Source organism: Brevundimonas sp. 01N35, assembly GCF_056399785.1.
The window spans coordinates 1-18,010 of the sequence record NZ_JBFTRZ010000018.1 but is presented as its reverse complement, the minus strand read 5'-3'; the positions used below and the strand labels follow the sequence as shown (position 1 = coordinate 18,010).

Sequence of the window (18,010 nt, the reverse complement as noted above, 5' to 3'; positions counted from 1 at the left end):
CGCCTGCGCCGGCCCGCCCGACGCCGGCGCGGCCCACGCCCGGGCCGCCGGCCCCGGCCCGGCCGCAGCCCGGTCTCGACCTCGACTCCCTGGCCGGTCCGCCGCGCCCGACGCCGAATCGGGGGCAGCCGGCCACGGGGCAGCAGGGCGCCGGTCAGGCCAGTCAGGCCACGGGACCGCAGATCACCGCCATCTTCAATCAGGTCTATCCGAACTGGATTCTGCCCTGCGATATTCCGGGGGCGGACGAGTTGCGGATTCAGGTCGATCTGACCCTGTCGGCGGACGGCCGCATCACCAAGGGGCCGACCCTGGTCAATCCGCAGTCCACCGCCGTCTATCGGGCGGCGGCGGACGGGGCGCTGCGGGCGCTGCGCCAGACGGCGCCGTTCGACGTGCCTGCGGGTTTCCCCGGCGGCCAGTATCGTCCGACCTTCAACACCGAACGAGCCTGCGCCAACCGGTGATGTTTCCCTCTCCCGGCGGGAGAGGGCTTGAGCCTCCAAGAGCGCAGTGATTGGTAAAGGCAAAAGGGTGAGGGGTTGATGCCACAGTCGGCGTAAGCCGTAGTGCTGCGGCTTACGCCGAAGGCAGCCAACGACCCTCATCCGGCCCTGTGGGCCACCTTCTCCCAGAGGGAGAAGGAGAGAGAAAGCGACGGCGTCGGAAACGTCGCGGCTAAAGTCTGAAAGTCGCCCCATTCCGGGGCAAGCTTGTCTTTCACAAGCTGGTTTTTGTCATACGGTCTGGCGATAAGGACCGACGAGCCGTCCAACTCTGGGAGCCCCCTATGCGTCTGCACCTTCTCCTCGCCTCGGCCGCGGCGGTCGTCATGGCGGCCCCGGCGATGGTCCAGGCCCCTGCGTCGGCCCAGACGCAACCGCCGGCGACGGCGGCCCAGCCGTCGGGTCCGGTCGAGGTCGAGATCGACCAGGGCGTACTGCGTCCGCTGCAAATCGCGGTGGTGCCCTTCACCGGGCAGAACGGGCCGCAGATTTCGAGCGTCATCAGCGGCAACCTGAAGCGTTCGGGTTTCTTCGATCCCCTGAACCCGGCCAGCTTCATCGAGACCGGCCTGACGCTGGCCAATGCGCCGAACTTCCCGCAGTGGACGACCATCGGGGCGCAGGCGGTGCTGTACGGCGGCGTGACGCCGCGCGCCGACGGCCGGATCGACGTGGGCTTCCGCCTGTATGATCCCTATCGCCAGTGCCAGTTGGTCTCGTATCAGTTCACCGCCACGTCGGAACAGTGGCGCCGGATCGCGCACAAGATCTCGGACGTCATCTATCAGCGGATGACGGGCGAGTCGGGCTTCTTTGATTCGCGCGTCCTGTTCGTGTCGGAGAGCGGGGCCCAGTTGAACAAGCTGTCGCGCCTGACCATCGTCGATCAGGACGGCTACAACCCCGTCTATCTGACCCAGGGCGACGAGATCATCATGTCGCCGCGCTTCTCGGCGTCCAACCCCGACGAAGTGACCTATGTGGCCCTGGGCAAGGACTACAGCCGCATCTACCTCTACAATCTGTCGACGGGCCGTCGCGAAAGCCTGGGCGAGTTCGACGGACAGGTGCTGGCGCCGCGCTTCTCGAACGACGGGACCCGGATCGCCTTCTCGATCATCCGGGGCGGCAACACCGATGTCTATGTCATGAACCTGCGGACGCGGCAGCTGTCGCGCCTGACCAGCGATCCGGGCATCGACACCTCGCCCTCCTTCAGCCCGGACGGCAATCAGATCGTCTTCACCTCGGACCGTTCGGGTTCGCCGCGCCTCTACACTATGCGGTCGGACGGCTCTGGCCAGCGGCCGATCTCGCGCGGCGGCGGCCTCTACACCGCCCCGGCCTGGAGCCCGCGCGGCGACCTGATCGCCTTTACCAAGCAGTCGGGCGGACGCTTCCACATCGGGGTGATGAAGCCGGACGGCACGGGCGAGCGCATCCTGTCGTCCAGCTATTTCGAGGAAGGCCCCTCCTGGGCGCCGAACGGCCGCTACATCGCCTTCGCGCGGCAGAGCCCGGGCGGCGACACCCGTCTGTGGACCGTCGACCTGTCGGGCCGGGTGGTGGCGCAGGCCGGCTATCAGGAGCGCGGTTCGGACCCGGCCTGGTCGGGTCTTCTGGACGCCCCGCCGGCCAATCTGGGCTTCGGTCAAGGCGCGGACAGCTGTCCCGCCTGACCGGCTTACGGCTTCGTGAGATCACGCGCGGAGCCGTTCACATAAACTATGCGTTATCGCGGCTGGCGCGGCGGGATGCCGCAGTCTAGCAGAGCCGAATAAAGCCGAGCTTGAGGCCGCCGTCCTCAGATCGAATACAAGGAGACGACCCGATGAATTCCACGACCCTGATCAAGCTGGCGACCGTCAGCGCCGCCGTCGCCGCCCTGGCGGCCTGCGCGCCCAAGCCCAAGGTCGAGCCGGCCGTGCCGATGCAGCCCGCCCAGCCGACCGGCCCGCAATATCCGACCGCCCCGACCGGCCCCGTGTCCGGCGGCAACGTCGGCGCGGCCATGCCGGGCTCGGAGCAGGACTTCGTCGTCAACGTCGGCGACCGCATCTATTTCGACCTGGATAGCTATTCGGTGCGCCCGGAAGCTCAGCCGCGTCTGGACGCCCAGGCCGCCTGGCTGTCGCGCTATCCGCAGGTCACGGTCCGTATCGAAGGCAATGCCGACGAACGCGGCACGCGTGAATACAACCTCGCCCTGGGCGCCCGTCGCGCCGAGGCCGTCCGCACCTATCTGATCCAGCGCGGCGTGCCGGCCGGCCGCATCGACACCATCAGCTTCGGCAAGGAACGTCCGATCGCCGAGGGTTCGAACGAGGGCTCCTGGGCCCAGAACCGCAACGCCCACACCGCCATCGCGTCGGGCGCGCCGCGCTAAGCCGCGCAGGCACGAATGACCTGAATGGAGGCGTCGGCTTGTAGCCGGCGCCTCTTTTCTTTGCGCGCCGCCGGGACCAAAGTCCGCCGCGAATCCTGGGGGAGGAGTTCGGCATGGATCTGGAAGCAGCGGGCGGCGCCATGACGGGCGGCATTATCGCAGGCGCGGTCGAGAAGCGGACTGGTCAGGCCGGCGAGCCTCACGCGGTCTGCGCCGACTGCGGGGCCGAGCTGACCGGGCGGTTCTGCTCGAACTGCGGCCAGCCGGCGCACGTCCACCGCACCCTGCTGCACCTCGGCGAGGAACTGCTGCACGGGGTCATGCATTTCGACGGCCGCTTCTGGCGCACCCTGCCGCTGCTGGTGCTGAACCCCGGACGGCTGACGCGCGAATGGGTGCAGGGCAGGCGGACGCGCTACGTTTCGCCGCTGGCGATGTTCCTGTTCACCCTGTTCGTCATGTTCTTCGCGCTCAGTTTCATGCCGCACCCGGCGGTCAACGATAGGCCTTTGCCGGAGCGGATCGCCGACCAGCGCGCCGATCTGGCCAAGGCTGAGAAGGCGGTGCTGGACGCCCAGGCCGCGGCGACCGCCGCCGAGGCCGAAGGCCAGGACGCCGTGACCAGCGGCGCGCGCCAGGGGGTGACGGCGGGGGCGCTGGCCGCCGCCGAGGGCGTGGTGATCCAGGAGAAGGCGCGCCTGTCTCAACTGGAGAAGGAACTGACCGAGGGCCGCAAGGACGGTCTGACGCCCGGCAGCTGGCAGGCCCAGGTGGCCGACATCGCCCTGGACGTGAGCAACGGCGACGAGGGCAAGGGCGTCAAGGCGACCGCGGGCTGGTCAAAGGCGGGGCCGGCCAATGAGCATGGCTTCATCGCCACCGTGGCCAAGAAGCTGAAGAACCCGGATCTGGCGCTCTATAAATTGCAGCAGACGATGTACAAGTTCGCCTTCCTGCTGGTGCCGCTGTCGATCCCGTTCGTGGCCCTGATGTTCCTGTGGAAGCGGGGTCTCACCCTGTACGATCACGGGGTCTTCGTCCTCTATTCCCTGACCTTCATGTCCTTGCTGCTGATGGCGGTGGTGATCGTGGCGACGACCCTGAAGGGGGCGGGCGGCTGGGCCGCGGGGGTGGCCTGCCTGATCGTACCGTCCCATATGTTCGCGCAGTTGAAGGGCGCCTACAGCCTGTCGATCCTTTCGACGCTGTGGCGGACCGTGGCCCTGCTGATTTTCTGCGAGATCGCCGCCACGCTGTTCATCGTCGCCATCATCTATCTGGGGCTGGGCCATTGACGGGGACGCTGAACTTGGCCTTGCGGCCGCCGCAAATCGATGGGACGACAGGGACATGCTGAAGCTGCCATTCCGTCTTTCGAAATCCGCCGCCATGACGGCCATCGGCCTGACCCTGATCGGGGGGGCGGTCGTCGCCCAGACCATGCCCATGCAGCCCGTCCAGTGGGACAAGCGCAGCCTGGACCAACTGGACCGCAACGTCCGCCGTCTGGAGCGCGCCCTGACCCAGAGAAACGCCGCCGGCCAGCCCGTGCTGGTCGAGCCCGACCCCGAGGTCGTGGCCCTGCAGGGCCAGATGCAGATCATGGACCGCCGCCTGTCGGACCTGGAGCAGACCTTCCAGCGGGTGAACGCCGACGGCGAGCGCGTGACCTTCCAACTGGACGAGGCGACGCGCGACAACGGTCTTCTGACGCGCCGTCTGCGCGACGCCGAGGGCCGGATCCAGAAGCTGGAGGCGGCGGCGCGTGAAGCCGCCGAGGCCAACGCCCCGGTCACCGCCAATTCGCCGACCGGCGACGCGGCCCAGGATCTGGCGGCGGCGGTGCGGCTGCTGGGAACCGACGCGGCGCGCGGCGAGCGGGCGCTGGAGACGGTGATCGCCACCTGGCCCGACACGGTCCAGTCGCGTGAAGCCCATTCGAGGCTCGGCGACCTGCGCGTCGCGGCGCGCGACAATGCGGCGGCGGTGGCGTCTTACGCGGCGGCGCTGAGCGGCTGGCCGCGCACGGCCTGGGCGCCGGAGACGACGCTGAAACTGGCCGAGGCCCTGCGCGCCACTGACCGCGCGACCCAGGCCTGCGGCGCCCTGAACGAGTTCACCCGCCGCTACGCCGAGGCGGCCCCGGCGGCGCTGAAGACCCGCGCCGCGCAACTGCGCACGCGCGCCGCCTGCACCTGAGCGCACCCGATCCCGACGGCCTGACCCGCCGGGTCTTCGCCCGGCTGGACGCGCGGCTGGCCAAGGGCGGGGATGCGGGACGGGGAGAGCCGGTCGCCCGGGCCCCAGTCGTTCTGGCCCTTTCGGGCGGGGGCGACTCCCTGGCGCTGCTGCATCTCGCCGCCGACTGGGCCCGGGCCCGGGGGCGGCGGCTGCTGGCCCTGACGGTCGATCACAACCTGAATCCGAAGAGCGCGGACTGGACCCGGTTCGCGGGCGAGGCCGCGCGCGCGGTCGGGGCCGACTGGCGTGGGCTGAGCTGGGAGGCGGCGCGCGCCGGCCATGAGTTAAGGGGTGGACTGACGGCGCGGGCGCGGGCGGCGCGGCACGGGCTGATCGCCGAGGCGGCGCGGGCGGCGGGGGCGCGGGTCGTCCTGCTGGCCCACACCGCCGACGACGTGGCCGAGGGCGAGTGGATGCGCGCGCATGGCTCGACCCTGGGGCGGGTGCGGGAATGGTCGCCGTCGCCGGTCTGGCCCGAGGGGCGGGAGCTGATGCTGCTGCGGCCGCTGCTGGACGAGCGGCGCGAGGGGTTGCGGGATTATTTGCGGGCGCGGGGGCAGGTCTGGGTCGAGGACCCGGCCAACGCCGACGAGCGGTTCGGGCGCAGTCGGGCGCGGGCGGCGTTGGGCGTGCGCGGGGGCGACGATCCGGCCCGTTCCAGCGTCATCCCCGGCCTTGTGCCGGGGATCCAGACCCTCGACGTCGAAGGATCGGGCGGCGGCGCGTCAACAGCGAACGGGGTGTTTCTGGACCCTCGGGACAAGCCCGAGGGTGACGTAGAAAAAAAGACATCAGGCGATGGGTTCGGCGCTCTCGCCTGGGCCGGGGTGCTGCAGGTTCCGCGGGACGTGTCGGCGTCGGGGCTGGCGGCGGCCCTGCTGTGCGCGGGGGGCGGGTCGGTTCCGCCGCGCGGCGCGCGGCTGGCGGCGCTGAGGGGGCGGCTGGCGGCGGGCGAGGATTTCGTCGCGGGCCTGTCGGGGGCGCGGGTCGAGGCGGCGGGGGCGACCGTGCGGCTGATGCGCGAACCGGGCGAGATGCGGCGTCGGGCTCCGCAGTCCGTGACACTTACGCCAGGCGTCCCTTCTGTCTGGGACGGGCGGTTCGAGATCACGACGAGCGAGCCGGGCTGGCGGGTCGAGGCGGCGGCTGGGCGGCTGGCGCGGCTTTCGGAGGCTGATCGTCGGGCCGTGGCGCGGCTTCCGGCTGGGGCGCGCGGGGGGCTGCCTGTGCTGATCGGGGACGATGAAAACGGCCCGATTCTGGCATGGCGCGTGGCCCATGTGCGGGCTCTGGCGGCGCGTCGTCTGGCGCTGGCGCTGGGCGAAACGACGCAGGAAGCCGACCTCTTTCAACCCGTGCATGGCGAAACGCCGCCGACTGACCTATTTTCCTGGAAAGACTGCTGATCGACCGAGCGTCTGCGCGCGCGTCGAGAAACCGAGGACCGAATGAACCTGCGTAATTTCGCCATCTGGGGCGTGATCCTTCTGGGTCTGGTGGCGGTCTATGCCGCGATCAGCCAGAACGGCGGCACGCCCGCCATGCCGGGCGCCAAGGGCGCGGCGGCGGCGGGTCGGCCCGAGCCCATCACCTATTCGCAACTGGTCGCCGCCATCGACGCCCAGGAGATCAAGTCCGTCAGCGTGCGCGGCGACGCCGTGTCGGGCGTGTACAAGAACGACACCAAGTTCACGACCACGACCCCCTATCCCAACGAGACCCTGGTCGATCGCATGAACACGGCGGGCGTCAAGGTCGACGTGAAGAGCACCAAACAGCCCTGGTGGTCGGGCCTGCTGGGCCTGCTGCTGCCGGTGGTGCTGATCATCGCCTTCTGGTTCTTCATCATGAACCGGATGCAGGGCGGGGCGAAGGGCGCCATGGGCTTCGGCAAGTCCAAGGCCAAGCTGCTGACCGAGCACAAGGGCCGCAAGACCTTTGACGACGTCGCCGGCGTGGACGAGGCCAAGGAAGAACTGTCGGAGGTCGTCGACTTCCTGAAGGATCCGGGCAAGTTCCAGCGTCTGGGCGGCAAGATTCCCAAGGGCGCCCTGCTGGTCGGCCCTCCCGGCACCGGCAAGACCCTGCTGGCGCGCGCGGTGGCGGGCGAGGCGGGCGTGCCCTTCTTCTCGATCTCGGGTTCGGACTTTGTCGAGATGTTCGTCGGCGTCGGCGCCAGCCGCGTGCGCGACATGTTCGAGCAGGCCAAGAAGAATGCGCCCTGCATCATCTTCATCGATGAAATCGACGCCGTCGGTCGTCACCGTGGCGCAGGCCTCGGCGGCGGCAACGACGAGCGCGAGCAGACGCTGAACCAGCTGCTGGTCGAGATGGACGGCTTTGAGTCCAACGAAGGCATTATCCTGATCGCGGCGACCAACCGTCCCGACGTGCTGGACCCGGCCCTGCTGCGTCCCGGCCGTTTCGACCGTCAGGTCGTGGTGCCGAACCCCGACGTCTCGGGCCGCGAACGCATCCTGCGCGTCCACATGAAGGACGTGCCGCTGGCCGCCGATGTGAATGTGAAGACCATCGCGCGCGGCACGCCGGGCTTCTCGGGCGCCGACCTGGCCAACCTGGTCAACGAAGCCGCCCTGATGGCCGCCCGCAAGGACCGGCGCATGGTGACGCACCGCGACTTCGAGGACGCCAAGGACAAGGTCATGATGGGCGCCGAGCGCAAATCCATGGCCATGAACGAGGAAGAGCGCCGCCTGACCGCCTATCACGAAGGCGGCCACGCCATCGTCGCCATCAACGTCAAGATGGCCGACCCGGTGCACAAGGCGACCATCGTCCCGCGCGGCCAGGCCTTGGGCATGGTGATGCAACTGCCGGAAGGCGACCGCTATTCCATGAAGTACCAGCAGATGGTCGACCGCATCGCCATTATGGCCGGCGGCCGGGTGGCCGAGGAACTGATCTTCGGCAAGGAGAACATCACCTCGGGCGCATCCTCGGACATCCAGCAGGCGACCAAGCTGGCGCGCCGCATGGTGACGCAGTGGGGCTTCTCGGAGGTCCTGGGGACTGTCGCGTATGGCGAGAACGAGCAGGAGGTCTTCCTGGGCCACTCGGTCGCGCGCAGCCAGAACATCTCGGAAGAGACGGCGCGTCTGATCGACAGCGAGGTCAAGAAGCTGGTCACCTCCGGCTGGGACGAGGCCCGTCAGATCCTGACCACCAAGGCCGGGGATCTGGAGAAGCTGGCCCAGGCCCTGCTGGAATACGAAACCCTGTCGGGTCAGGAGATCACCGACCTGCTGGAGAAGGGCATCGCCCCGAACCGGGACGAGAACAACGCGCCCAAGCCGGGGCCGTCGGTTTCCGTGCCCGTGACGCCGGTGTCGGACGGCACGGACGTCGAGACGCCGATCGCGTCGGAGGCCGAACCGGCCGCCGCGCCGACGACCAGCGTGCCGACCGTCTGATCAAGGCGCTGGGCTGAAACGAAAAGGGGCGCGCCGCACAGGGCGCGCCCCTTTTTTCTGTCCTTCTCCCGCAAGGGGAGAAGGGTTTTTATGGCCAGCGCAACGCCCTTCAGTGGGGGGCGGACTCGATCGGGTCGGCGTCTTCGATCAGCACGGGCGTCAGCTTGCGGGTCTCGCCGGACGGGTCGGGCCAGACGATGGCCTGGCCTTCCTTCAGGCCGATCAGGCCGGCGCCGACGTGCGACAGGACCGAGACGCGGCCTGCGTCGATGTCGGCCTCGCGCGGGAGGACCAGTTGGACGCGACGCACGTCGGGGTGGCGGTCGTCGGCGTAGTGCAGCCAGCGGTTCAGGGTGACCACGTCCTTGGGCAGGTCGGCGGCGTCGCAGACCTCGGCGCGGTCCAGCTCCTGTTGCAGCAGGCCGGCGGGGCCGGTTCCGGGCAGGTCGCCGACCAGGCGATCCAGGGCGTCGAAATCCTCGCGGCTGAGGACGATGGCAGGCAGGGCCGGAGGGCGGCCGCGGGTCTTGGCGGTGGTCATGTCGTATCTCGATGTAAAAAGAAGAAAGGAAAGAAGGATCAGGCGGCCGAAGGCCCGTCGTCGTCGCTGTCGTCGCCGTGGGGCGCGGGCTCGGGCGAGGAGACGGGCGGCGTGGCGGGACGCCGGAAGGGCAGAATGTCGGCGCCGCGAGCGGGCGCGCTGGTATCGTCTTGACGATGGGTCATGACATGCATGTTCGCGGGCGCCGATGACGGCGAACGCGATCCTGAAAGGGGAACCAGGGGAAAAAAGCGAAGCGACGCGCCCCGTAGCGGACGACAGCGCAAGCTGGCCGCTACGGGTTAAATGCCTTCGACGCGGCGACCCGCGTGGGTGAGGCGTCGAGCCTGGCTGACGAAACGTTCCATAGTGTCTAGAGGCTGGCCCTCAGCGCGCCGAAAGTCAAACCGGGTCCCGGGAGGTCCCTTCGCATGAGCCTTCAATCCCTCGTGAAACCGCCTCTGATCATGGGCATCGTCAACGTGACGCCGGACAGTTTTTTCGATGGCGGCCAGTTGGCGACGCAGGAAGCGGCGCTGGCCCATGCGATGCGGTTGATCGAACAGGGGGCGGACGTGCTGGACATCGGCGGCGAGAGCACGCGGCCGGGGTCCGAGCCGGTCAGCGAGGATCAGGAGATCGTCCGCACCCTGCCGCTGATCGCGGCGATCCGGGCGCGCTGGGACGGGATCATCAGCATCGACACGATGAAGCCCGGCGTGGCCCGCGGCGCCGTCGGGGCCGGGGCGACGATGTGGAACGACGTGACGGGCCTGAGCCATGCGCCGGACAGTCCGGCGACCGCCGCCGACCTGGGCTGCGAGGTGGTGCTGATGCACATGAAGGGCGCGCCCAAGACCATGCAGGAGGACCCCCGCTATGACGACGTCGTGGCCGAGGTCACAGCCCATCTGGCGGCGCGGGCCGAGGCGGCCATGGCGGCGGGCGTGGCGCGCGACAAGATCTGGCTGGACCCCGGCATCGGCTTCGCCAAGACCACGGTGCACAATCTGACGCTGACGGCGCGGCTGGAGGCCCTGGTTGAGCTGGGCTGGCCGGTGCTCTACGCCGCCAGCCGCAAACGGACGATCCAGGGCGTGGACGCGACGGCGGTCGCCGCGACCGACCGGCTGGGCGGCTCGCTGGCCCTGGCGCTGGAGGGGGCGCGGCGCGGCGCCCGGATGGTGCGGGTCCACGACGTGCGCGAGACGGTACAGGCGCTGAAGGTGCAGGCGGCGGTGGCGAACGCCGCCGGCTGACCTATTCCAGATTGAGCTGCCAAGAGACGCCGAAGCGGTCGCTGACCCAGGCGAAGCGGCGGCTGAAGCCATAGGCGCCGGGCGGCATCAGGACGGCGCCGCCTTCCGACAAGGTGGCGGCCAGCCGGTCCAGTTCGGCCGCGTCGCGGCAGACCCGGAACAGCGACAGGGACGGCGTGAAGCCGAAGTCGTGCGGGATGGGACTGTCGTTGGCCATGATCTCCAGCCCGTCGATCGAGGCGCGCGCCATCATGATCAGGCCGTCGCCGCCCGGCCTCCCCTCGGGATAGGGCTGGGCCGACAGGATGCGGGTTTCGGGCAGGGTGGCGACATAGAAGTCCAGTGCCGCGCGGCACTGGCCGTTCTGGAACATCAGGAAGGGCGCGGTGGTCATGTCCGGTCTCCGTCAGGCGGCGGTCGGCAGGATAGGCGCCGTTTGGCCGAGGAGCCAGCCTGGCCATGGAAAGCGGTTGCCCCCAAACGGCGGCTGGGCCATGCAGCCGTCATGTCCTGGCTTCTGTCTCTCAATCCGTGGTTGGTGCTCGTGGTGGCGGGCCTGTTCGAGGTCATGTGGGCCTCGGGCGTCAAATATGTCGGCGTGCAGCGGCCGCTGATTTCGCTGGGCGTCGCGGTGGCCCTGGCCGCCAGCATGGTCGGCCTGTGGGCGGCGACGCAGAAGCTGCCGGTGGGCACGGCCTATGCGGTGTGGACCGGCATCGGCGCCGTGGGCGCGGCGGCGGTCGGGATCATCGTCTATGGCGAGCCCGCGACGGCGGTGCGCGCGGTCTGCATCCTGCTGATCGTGGCGGGCATCGTCGGGTTGAAGCTGTTTTCGGGAGCGGCGGCATGAGCAGCCCCAAGGGTAGGGTTTTGATCATCGCGGGGTCGGATTCCGGCGGGGGCGCGGGGATTCAGGCCGACATCAAGGCGGTGACCATGCTGGGCGGGTTCGCCGCCACGGCGATCACGGCCATCACGATCCAGAACACGCTGGGGGTTCACGGGGTCTATCCCCTGCCGCTCGACGTGATCGAGGCTCAGGCCAAGGCCGTGCTGGACGACATCGGCGCCGACGCGCTGAAGACCGGGATGCTGGGGTCGGTCGAGGTGGTCGAGGCGGTCGCGGGCCTGATCGACTATGCCGGAAACGTGCCGACGGTGGTGGACCCGGTGATGATCGCCAAGGGCGGCTCGCCCCTGCTGGAAGACCGCGCCGTCGCGGCGGTGCGGCGGCTGATGGTGCCGCGCGCGGCCCTGCTGACGCCGAATGCGCCCGAGGCTGAAGCGTTAACCGGGATCGCGGTCGTCGATCTGGACGGCCAGCGCCGGGCGGGCGAGGCCCTGCTGGAAATGGGCGCGCGGGGGGTGCTGATGAAGGGCGGGCATGTGCCGGGCGAGACGGTGATCGATCTGCTGCTGACCGCCGACGGCGAGACGGTGCTGGAGAGCGAGCGCGTCGACACCCGCCACACCCACGGGACGGGCTGCACCTTGGCCAGCGCCTGCGCCGCCGGGATCGCCAAGGGATTGCCGCTGCAGACCGCCGTGGCCGAGGCCTGGGCCTATGTCGCCGAGGCCATCCGCCGCGCGCCGGGCCTGGGCCAGGGACATGGGCCGCTGGATCACGGCTGGCCGATCCGGGACTGACATCCGCGTCATCCGGAAGCCCGCAGGGCCGGGATGACGAGGTTTTCCGCTAATCCCCGCTTAACGCCCTGATAAGGGGGTTCCGTCTAGTCGCGACGGTCAGCCGGGCTCGAGATCGAGCGGGCGCGGACGAGTGGACCGACAGTAAAATGCGTATCGCTACCATCACCAACTGGGCCTATGGCGCGACCCTGCTGCTGACCGCCGTGTCGGGCGCGACTATGCTGATGGCGTCCCATGCGGAGGACCGTGAGCGCGCCGCCGTGCAGCAGCGGACGCGCTTCGATCATCTGACCGCGGCCCTGGTCGAGGATACGTACCGGCTGACGGGACAGGCGCGGCTTTTCACCATCAGCGGCGATCCCAGCCATCTCATCGTCTACAAGCGTGAGGCGGCGAACCTGAAGTCCGTGGAAGCCAGCCTGGCGGCGATGCGCGACGTGGGCGCGCAGGACGACGAACTGAAAGCGCTGGAGGACGGGCTGCGGTGGGCGGACACCCTGCGAGACGAGCAGGACGCCGCCATCCTGGCCAAGGAGAACGGCCGGGACGACGTCGCCCGGCAGATCATCTTTGGCCCGGAGTACGAGCGCGAACTGGAACGCGTGGCCCACCTGATCGGGCGGTTCCAGTACACGCTGGACCAGCGGACCCAGAACGCGGTGCTGGAGGCGGAGAAGGCGTCGCGGCTGTTCCGCCTGACGTCGGAGATCATGCTGGGGATCACCGCCCTGCTGTTCCTGTTCGTGCTCTATTTCATCATCATGCGCCGCGTTCTGCGGCCGGTGGGACGCCTCAGCGACGTGGTCACGCGGCTGGCGGCCCAGGATTTCGCCGTCGATCTGCCCGAATACTCGCGGATCGACGAGATCGGCGACATGGCCCAGGCGATCCGCGTCTTCCGCGAAAACGCCCTGGAACGTCAGCGGCTGGAAGTTCAGCGCGACGCCGACCTGGCCATGCGGGACCTGCTGGCGCGCATGACGCAGCGGCTCCAGGGGTGCGGCGCCGTGGACGATGTGATGACGGTGGTCCGGCTGTTCGCGCCGGAAATCGCGCCGGCTTTCGCGGGACGTCTCTACGTGCACGACGAAGCCACGGGAACGATGATGCAGGCGTGCGAGTGGCGGTCGCCGCAGGCGTCGGCGGCGCAGTTCCGCTTCAACGACTGCTGGGCCCTGCGACGTGGTCAGGTGCACCGGCCGCACGGGACCATGATCGACGTGCCCTGCAGTCATCTGCACGACGTCGAGGCGATCAATCCCATCTGCATGCCGCTGATCGGTCAGGGCGAGACGATCGGCCTGATCTATTTCGAACAGCGCGCGGAGAGTGCGGGAATCCTGTCCGAGAGCGACGAGGTCTATCTGGTCCTGCTGGCGGAGAGGGTCGGCCTGGCGCTGGCCAATCTGCGCCTTCATGAAGCCCTGCGCGAAATGGCGCTAATCGATCCGCTGACGGGTCTTTCGAACCGGCGTCAGCTTGAATCGATGCTGACGCTTCACGTCGAGCACGCGGACCAGAGCGGACGGCCTGTCAGCTGCCTGATGCTGGACGTCGACCACTTCAAGACGTTCAACGACAGCTTCGGCCATGACGCCGGCGACGCCGTCCTGCGCGCCGTCGGCGGCGTGCTGGCCAGCAGCGTGCGCGGCGAGGGCAACGCCTTCCGCTATGGCGGCGAGGAGTTCCTGCTGCTGATGCCCGGCATGGGAATGGAGCAGGCCCTGGAACGGGCCGAGGCCATCCGCAAGAAGATATCTGCGCTGCAACTGCAGCATGAAGGACGGTCGCTGGGCAGGATCACCGCCTCGTTCGGGCTGTCCACCTATCCAGCCCACGGCCATGCCGAGACGCTGGTGTCCGTGGCCGACGCCGCCCTCCTGCGGGCCAAGGCCGAGGGCCGGGACCGGATCGTGGTGGCGGCGGTGCGCGAAAGCGATGCGGCGGCTGTCCGCTAAGTCCGAATCGCCTTCAGACGACCGCATGACCCTTGAGACCCGACTGACTGAGATCGTCCGCGCCGACGCAGGCCTGATGCAGGTGCTGACCGCGATGCGGGACCTGGACCTGCCGGACTGGCGGCTGTTTTCGGGCGCGGTCTATCAGGCGGTGTGGAATGCCCAGACGGGGCGGGCGACCGGCTATGGCGTCAAGGACTACGACATCGGCTATTTCGACCCCGACACCTCGTGGGACGCCGAGGACGCAGTCATCAAGCGCGTCGCCGCCGCCTTCCAGCCGCCCGTGCGCGAACAGGTCGAGGTGCGCAATCAGGCGCGGGTTCACCTCTGGTTCGAGGGCAAGTTCGGCGAGCCCTATGAGGCTCTGACCTGCACCGACGAGGCGCCGGCGCGGTTCGTGGCGCCCGCCTTCGCCGTGGGGGTGCGGCTGGAGGCCGACGACGCCATCAGCGTGGTCGCGCCCTTCGGACTGGAGGACGTGTTCGACCTGACCATCAGGCCCAATCCCGACCGGGGCCTGGCCAGGGGCTGGGACAGGGTGATCGCCAATGCGCGCGGGCGCTGGCCTGAGATCACGGTGGTGACCTAAATTTCTTCTCCCGCAAGGGGAGAAGGGCCTATGGAAAAAGGGCGCGACCCTTGCGGATCGCGCCCTTCGAGAGGCCCCTGACAGGGCAGGAACGGGGCCTCAAGCCCGAGGCGGCCGTTAGTGGCGGCGGCCGTTGTGGTCGTTGCGCTCGTAGCGGATCTGGGCGGCCAGGCGATCGTAGCGGCGGTCCAGTTCGTTGCGTTCGGCGCGGGTCAGGCCGCCGCGCTGATACTGGCGCTCCAGCTGGACCAGGCTGTTCAACTCCCTCTTGAGACGCGAGGCCTCGCGGTTGCTGAGCTGACGGCTGCGGACGCCCTGATCGATGCGGCGATCCAGTTCGTACTTGCGCTGGGTGATCGACTGCCAGCCGCCGTGGTTCTGCTCATAGGCCGGGCCGCGCGAGGGGCCGTGGCGGTCATAGGATTGAGCGGCGGCGGGGATGGCGACCGAAGCGGCGGCGACGGCCAGCAGGGGGATCATCAGCTTCTTCATCATGGTCTTGCTCCTAGGGATCGTCGCAACCGGATCGGCTGCGTTGACGCCAAGAGACCACCCTGCGGCTGAGCCGTATCTGAACGGCGCGTTTCAGGCGCCGTTCATCAGCATGAGAAGTTCGTCATGTGCGCAAACCATTGTCTCCGCGAGGCGAACGGGAGATAGCGACGGAGAATGGGCGGGCCGACGTTCCTTGTCTGGCCTTGTCTGGATGAACGACGATAGACTGCGCGTTCAGCCGTTGTTCAGAGGCGCGGGTCTAGAAATCGAACCATGATGCGTATGCGAGCCCTTCTTCTGGCCGGTTTGATCACCCTCGTCCCCTTGGCGGATGCGGCGGCGCAGTCGCGCGGCCGGGATCGGGATCGACAGGATGATCCTCGCGAACAGCCCCGGAACTATCCGGGCGACAATTTCCGCGATGGGCCCCGTGCGGCGCCGCGCGTCGATCCCGGCGATATCGCCCGCCGCGTTCAGTCGGGACGGCCGGGGCGGATGCTGGGCGTCAGCCAGCGCGGCGGCGACTATGTGGTCCGCTGGGAGTATCCGGGCGGCCGCGTGTCGGACATACAGGTTGACGGCCAGTCCGGCCGGGTTCGCGGAGGCGACTGAATGCGGGTGCTGCTTGTCGAGGACGACGTCGATCTGTCGCGCCAGCTGAAGACCGCCCTGAGCGACGCCGGCTATGCCGTCGACCACGCGCCGGACGGCGAGGAGGCCTGGTTCCTGGGCGACACCGAGCCCTATGACGTGGTGGTGCTGGACCTGGGCCTGCCCAAGATCGACGGCGTGTCGGTGCTGGAGCGCTGGCGCCGAGAGGGCAAGACCACGCCAGTGCTGATCCTGACGGCGCGCGGCGCCTGGTCGGACAAGGTGGCGGGCTTCGACGCCGGGGCCGACGACTATCTGACCAAGCCCTTCCATACCGAGGAACTGCTGGCCCGTCTGCGCGCCCTGCTGCGTCGCTCGGCCGGCCATGCGGCGGCGACCCTGACCTGCGGCGGCCTGCGCCTGGACCCGCGGGCGGCGCGGGCGACGGTCAACGGCGAGCCGCTGCGTCTGACCAGCCTGGAATACCGCCTGTTGCACTACATGATGATGCACCAGGGCCGGGTCATCAGCCGCACCGAACTGGTCGAGCACCTGTACGATCAGGACTTCGACCGCGACTCCAACACCATCGAGGTCTTCGTCGGGCGGTTGAGGAAGAAGATCGGCTCGGACCGGATCGAGACGGTGCGCGGCCTGGGCTATCGCCTGTCGCCGCTGGCCGGCGAGAGCGACGCGGCCTGATACTGGCATGACCGACGCCGGGGCCGAGGAGTCGCGCCCGACCCCCAAGAGACACGAGTGGGGCCGCTGGTTCGGGCGGCCGGGGCGGTCGCTGACCCGTCGACTGATCTGGCTGGCGTCGGCGTGGATTCTGGTCGCCCTGGTGGTGACGGGGGTGGTGCTGACCTCGGTGTTCCAGGAATCGGCCCTGCGCCGCCTGGGCAACATGCTGAGCGAGACCATCGACGAGACGGTGGTGGCCGCGACCATCACGCCCGAAGGCGCGGTCTTCATAAGCGAGATCCAGGACGCGCGGACCCAGCGTCTGCTGTCGGGCAAATACTGGATGGTGGCCGAGCCGACGGCGGGCGGGCGGCTGCAAATTCTGGCGCGTTCGGCCTCGCTGGGCCAGGCCGATCTGGACTATGCGCCCGATCTGGCGGCGCGGCTGAAGGCGGCGTTCGGCGAGACCATCAGCTATAACGGCGAGGACGGTCCCAAGGGCGAGCCCCTGCGGATCGCCGCCAGCATGAAACAGCTGCCTGACCGCACCGCGCCGGTGGTCTTCTTCGCCGGGGTCGACCGTTCGGACGTCGACGCCGACACGCGCCAGTTCGCCACCGTGACCTGGGTGGCCATGCTGCTGCTCGGAGCGGGCCTGGTGACGGCGGTCTTCATCCAGGTGCAGGTGGGGCTGCGGCCCCTCTATGATCTGCGCAACGAGATTTCCGACGTGCGCAAGGGGCGCTCGCACCGGGTCGAGGGGGTCTATCCGCTGGAGATCCAGCCCCTGGCCGAACAGGTCAACCGACTGCTGACCCATAATCAGGAGACGGTGGAGCGCCAGCGCACCCACGTCGGCAATCTGGCCCATGCGCTGAAGACGCCGCTGGCGGTCATGCTGGCCGAGGCCGGGACCAGCGAGGGCGTCCTGCCCGACATGGTGCGCAAACAGACCAAGGTCATGCAGGATCAGGTCGATCACCACCTGCGCCGCGCCCGCGCCGCCGCCCGCGCCGCCCACGGCCTGGGCGAGCGCACCCCGGTGGGCGAGGTGCTGGACGAACTGGCCGTCATGCTGGAGCGGGTGTTCGAGACCAAGGGGGTCGAGATCGACTGGCGCGCCCCGGACGAACTGGCCTTCCTGGGCGAGCGTCAGGACCTGCAGGAAATCTTCGGCAACCTGATCGAGAACGCCGCCAAATGGTGCAAACGCCGGGTGCGGATTTCAGCCGGGGCCTCGCTGCCGGGGCAGATGGTGGTGGTGGTCGAGGACGACGGGCCGGGCCTGCCGGAGGATCAGCGCGACGCCGCCCTGAAACGCGGCACGCGGATGGACGAGGACACGCCGGGCACCGGTCTGGGCCTGTCCATCGTCGAGGACCTGACCCGCGCCTACGGCGGGCGGGTCACGCTGGCTGACAGCGACATGGGCGGGCTGAAGGTGCTGCTGGAACTGCCGGCGGCGGAGGGGGGAGGGGCTGAGGTCCAGCCGAAAGCGGATGCGTCAAATGTCCGTTGAGGGTGGTTGGCTCAACTGATCGCTGCAACACACGCAGCGAAGGTCTCCGCTGGCGTCCGATAGAGCAAGGTCTTTCTTGGCCGTTCGTTGAGCTGTCGGGCGATGGCGCTGAGCTGGGCCTGGCTGTGGAGGGACAGGTCGGTTCCGTGGGGCAGGT

The 18,010-nt window shown here is 68.9% G+C and carries 18 protein-coding genes and 2 pseudogenes; 15 read left to right on the top strand and 5 right to left on the bottom strand.

What is annotated here, in order from left to right; genetic code table 11:
- The 7 genes and pseudogenes from AC1DJ5_RS14275 to ftsH all read left to right on the top strand — a co-directional run.
- A pseudogene (locus AC1DJ5_RS14275) lies at positions 1 to 467 on the top strand (hypothetical protein); the annotation flags it as partial.
- Positions 468 to 790: 323 nt separating this feature from the next.
- Complete coding sequence (gene tolB, locus AC1DJ5_RS14270) at positions 791 to 2,185, top strand: Tol-Pal system beta propeller repeat protein TolB (RefSeq protein ID WP_477021016.1); 1,395 nt, start codon at positions 791 to 793, stop codon at positions 2,183 to 2,185.
- A gap of 152 nt (positions 2,186 to 2,337) precedes the next feature.
- Complete coding sequence (pal, locus tag AC1DJ5_RS14265; protein WP_477021015.1) at positions 2,338 to 2,892, top strand: peptidoglycan-associated lipoprotein Pal; 555 nt, start codon at positions 2,338 to 2,340, stop codon at positions 2,890 to 2,892.
- A 113-nt stretch (positions 2,893 to 3,005) separates the two neighbouring features.
- Positions 3,006 to 4,187, top strand: a complete 1,182-nt coding sequence (locus AC1DJ5_RS14260) for a DUF3667 domain-containing protein (RefSeq protein ID WP_477021014.1) — start codon at positions 3,006 to 3,008, stop codon at positions 4,185 to 4,187.
- Between the two features lie 55 nt (positions 4,188 to 4,242).
- Positions 4,243 to 5,091: a tol-pal system YbgF family protein gene (locus tag AC1DJ5_RS14255; RefSeq protein WP_441456425.1), complete on the top strand. Its 849-nt coding sequence runs from the start codon at positions 4,243 to 4,245 to the stop codon at positions 5,089 to 5,091.
- Positions 4,989 to 6,539, top strand: a complete 1,551-nt coding sequence (tilS, locus tag AC1DJ5_RS14250) for a tRNA lysidine(34) synthetase TilS (RefSeq protein WP_477021017.1) — start codon at positions 4,989 to 4,991, stop codon at positions 6,537 to 6,539. Before AC1DJ5_RS14255 ends, tilS begins: the two co-directional genes overlap by 103 nt.
- 42 nt (positions 6,540 to 6,581) lie before the next feature.
- Positions 6,582 to 8,564: an ATP-dependent zinc metalloprotease FtsH gene (gene ftsH / locus AC1DJ5_RS14245; RefSeq protein WP_477021013.1), complete on the top strand. Its 1,983-nt coding sequence runs from the start codon at positions 6,582 to 6,584 to the stop codon at positions 8,562 to 8,564.
- A 109-nt stretch (positions 8,565 to 8,673) separates the two neighbouring features.
- Here ftsH and AC1DJ5_RS14240 read toward each other — a convergent pair whose 3' ends face one another.
- Positions 8,674 to 9,105, bottom strand: a complete 432-nt coding sequence (locus tag AC1DJ5_RS14240) for a GreA/GreB family elongation factor (RefSeq protein ID WP_441456423.1) — start codon at positions 9,103 to 9,105, stop codon at positions 8,674 to 8,676.
- Between the two features lie 38 nt (positions 9,106 to 9,143).
- Complete coding sequence (locus AC1DJ5_RS14235; protein ID WP_441456422.1) at positions 9,144 to 9,290, bottom strand: hypothetical protein; 147 nt, start codon at positions 9,288 to 9,290, stop codon at positions 9,144 to 9,146.
- A gap of 246 nt (positions 9,291 to 9,536) precedes the next feature.
- Here AC1DJ5_RS14235 and folP point away from each other — a divergent pair, with 246 nt between their 5' ends.
- Positions 9,537 to 10,364, top strand: coding sequence for a dihydropteroate synthase (gene folP, locus AC1DJ5_RS14230; protein ID WP_477021012.1), 828 nt, complete (start codon positions 9,537 to 9,539; stop codon positions 10,362 to 10,364).
- Position 10,365: 1 nt separating this feature from the next.
- On the opposite strand, the gene AC1DJ5_RS14225 is transcribed toward folP, so the two are convergent.
- Positions 10,366 to 10,758 (bottom strand): VOC family protein, encoded by a 393-nt coding sequence (locus AC1DJ5_RS14225; protein WP_441456420.1) that lies wholly within the window; start codon positions 10,756 to 10,758, stop codon positions 10,366 to 10,368.
- A gap of 111 nt (positions 10,759 to 10,869) precedes the next feature.
- Here AC1DJ5_RS14225 and AC1DJ5_RS14220 point away from each other — a divergent pair, with 111 nt between their 5' ends.
- From AC1DJ5_RS14220 to AC1DJ5_RS14205, 4 genes are all read left to right on the top strand, one after another.
- Positions 10,870 to 11,214, top strand: a complete 345-nt coding sequence (locus tag AC1DJ5_RS14220) for a DMT family transporter (RefSeq protein ID WP_477021011.1) — start codon at positions 10,870 to 10,872, stop codon at positions 11,212 to 11,214.
- A complete protein-coding gene (gene thiD, locus AC1DJ5_RS14215) occupies positions 11,211 to 12,011 on the top strand; it encodes a bifunctional hydroxymethylpyrimidine kinase/phosphomethylpyrimidine kinase (protein ID WP_477021010.1) in 801 nt (266 codons plus the stop codon). Before AC1DJ5_RS14220 ends, thiD begins: the two co-directional genes overlap by 4 nt.
- A 149-nt stretch (positions 12,012 to 12,160) precedes the next feature.
- Positions 12,161 to 13,972 carry a GGDEF domain-containing protein gene (locus AC1DJ5_RS14210; RefSeq protein ID WP_477021009.1) on the top strand — a complete coding sequence of 604 codons (1,812 nt, stop codon included), beginning with the start codon at positions 12,161 to 12,163 and terminating at the stop codon, positions 13,970 to 13,972.
- A 25-nt stretch (positions 13,973 to 13,997) separates the two neighbouring features.
- Positions 13,998 to 14,564, top strand: coding sequence for a nucleotidyltransferase family protein (locus AC1DJ5_RS14205; protein WP_477021008.1), 567 nt, complete (start codon positions 13,998 to 14,000; stop codon positions 14,562 to 14,564).
- Between the two features lie 117 nt (positions 14,565 to 14,681).
- On the opposite strand, the gene AC1DJ5_RS14200 is transcribed toward AC1DJ5_RS14205, so the two are convergent.
- Entirely contained in the window at positions 14,682 to 15,056 is a 375-nt protein-coding gene (locus tag AC1DJ5_RS14200) for a hypothetical protein (protein WP_441456429.1), read from the bottom strand.
- A 276-nt stretch (positions 15,057 to 15,332) separates the two neighbouring features.
- Between AC1DJ5_RS14200 and AC1DJ5_RS14195 the strand changes: the two genes are divergently transcribed.
- Genes AC1DJ5_RS14195 through AC1DJ5_RS14185 form a run of 3 tightly spaced genes read left to right on the top strand, consistent with a single transcriptional unit; the run spans position 15,333 to position 17,853 of the window.
- Positions 15,333 to 15,671, top strand: a complete 339-nt coding sequence (locus AC1DJ5_RS14195; protein ID WP_477021007.1) for a hypothetical protein — start codon at positions 15,333 to 15,335, stop codon at positions 15,669 to 15,671.
- Complete coding sequence (locus AC1DJ5_RS14190; RefSeq protein WP_105562430.1) at positions 15,672 to 16,352, top strand: response regulator transcription factor; 681 nt, start codon at positions 15,672 to 15,674, stop codon at positions 16,350 to 16,352.
- Between the two features lie 7 nt (positions 16,353 to 16,359).
- Positions 16,360 to 17,853: a sensor histidine kinase gene (locus AC1DJ5_RS14185; RefSeq protein ID WP_477021006.1), complete on the top strand. Its 1,494-nt coding sequence runs from the start codon at positions 16,360 to 16,362 to the stop codon at positions 17,851 to 17,853.
- A gap of 11 nt (positions 17,854 to 17,864) precedes the next feature.
- Here AC1DJ5_RS14185 and AC1DJ5_RS14180 read toward each other — a convergent pair.
- A pseudogene (locus AC1DJ5_RS14180) lies at positions 17,865 to 18,010 on the bottom strand (IS30 family transposase); the annotation flags it as partial.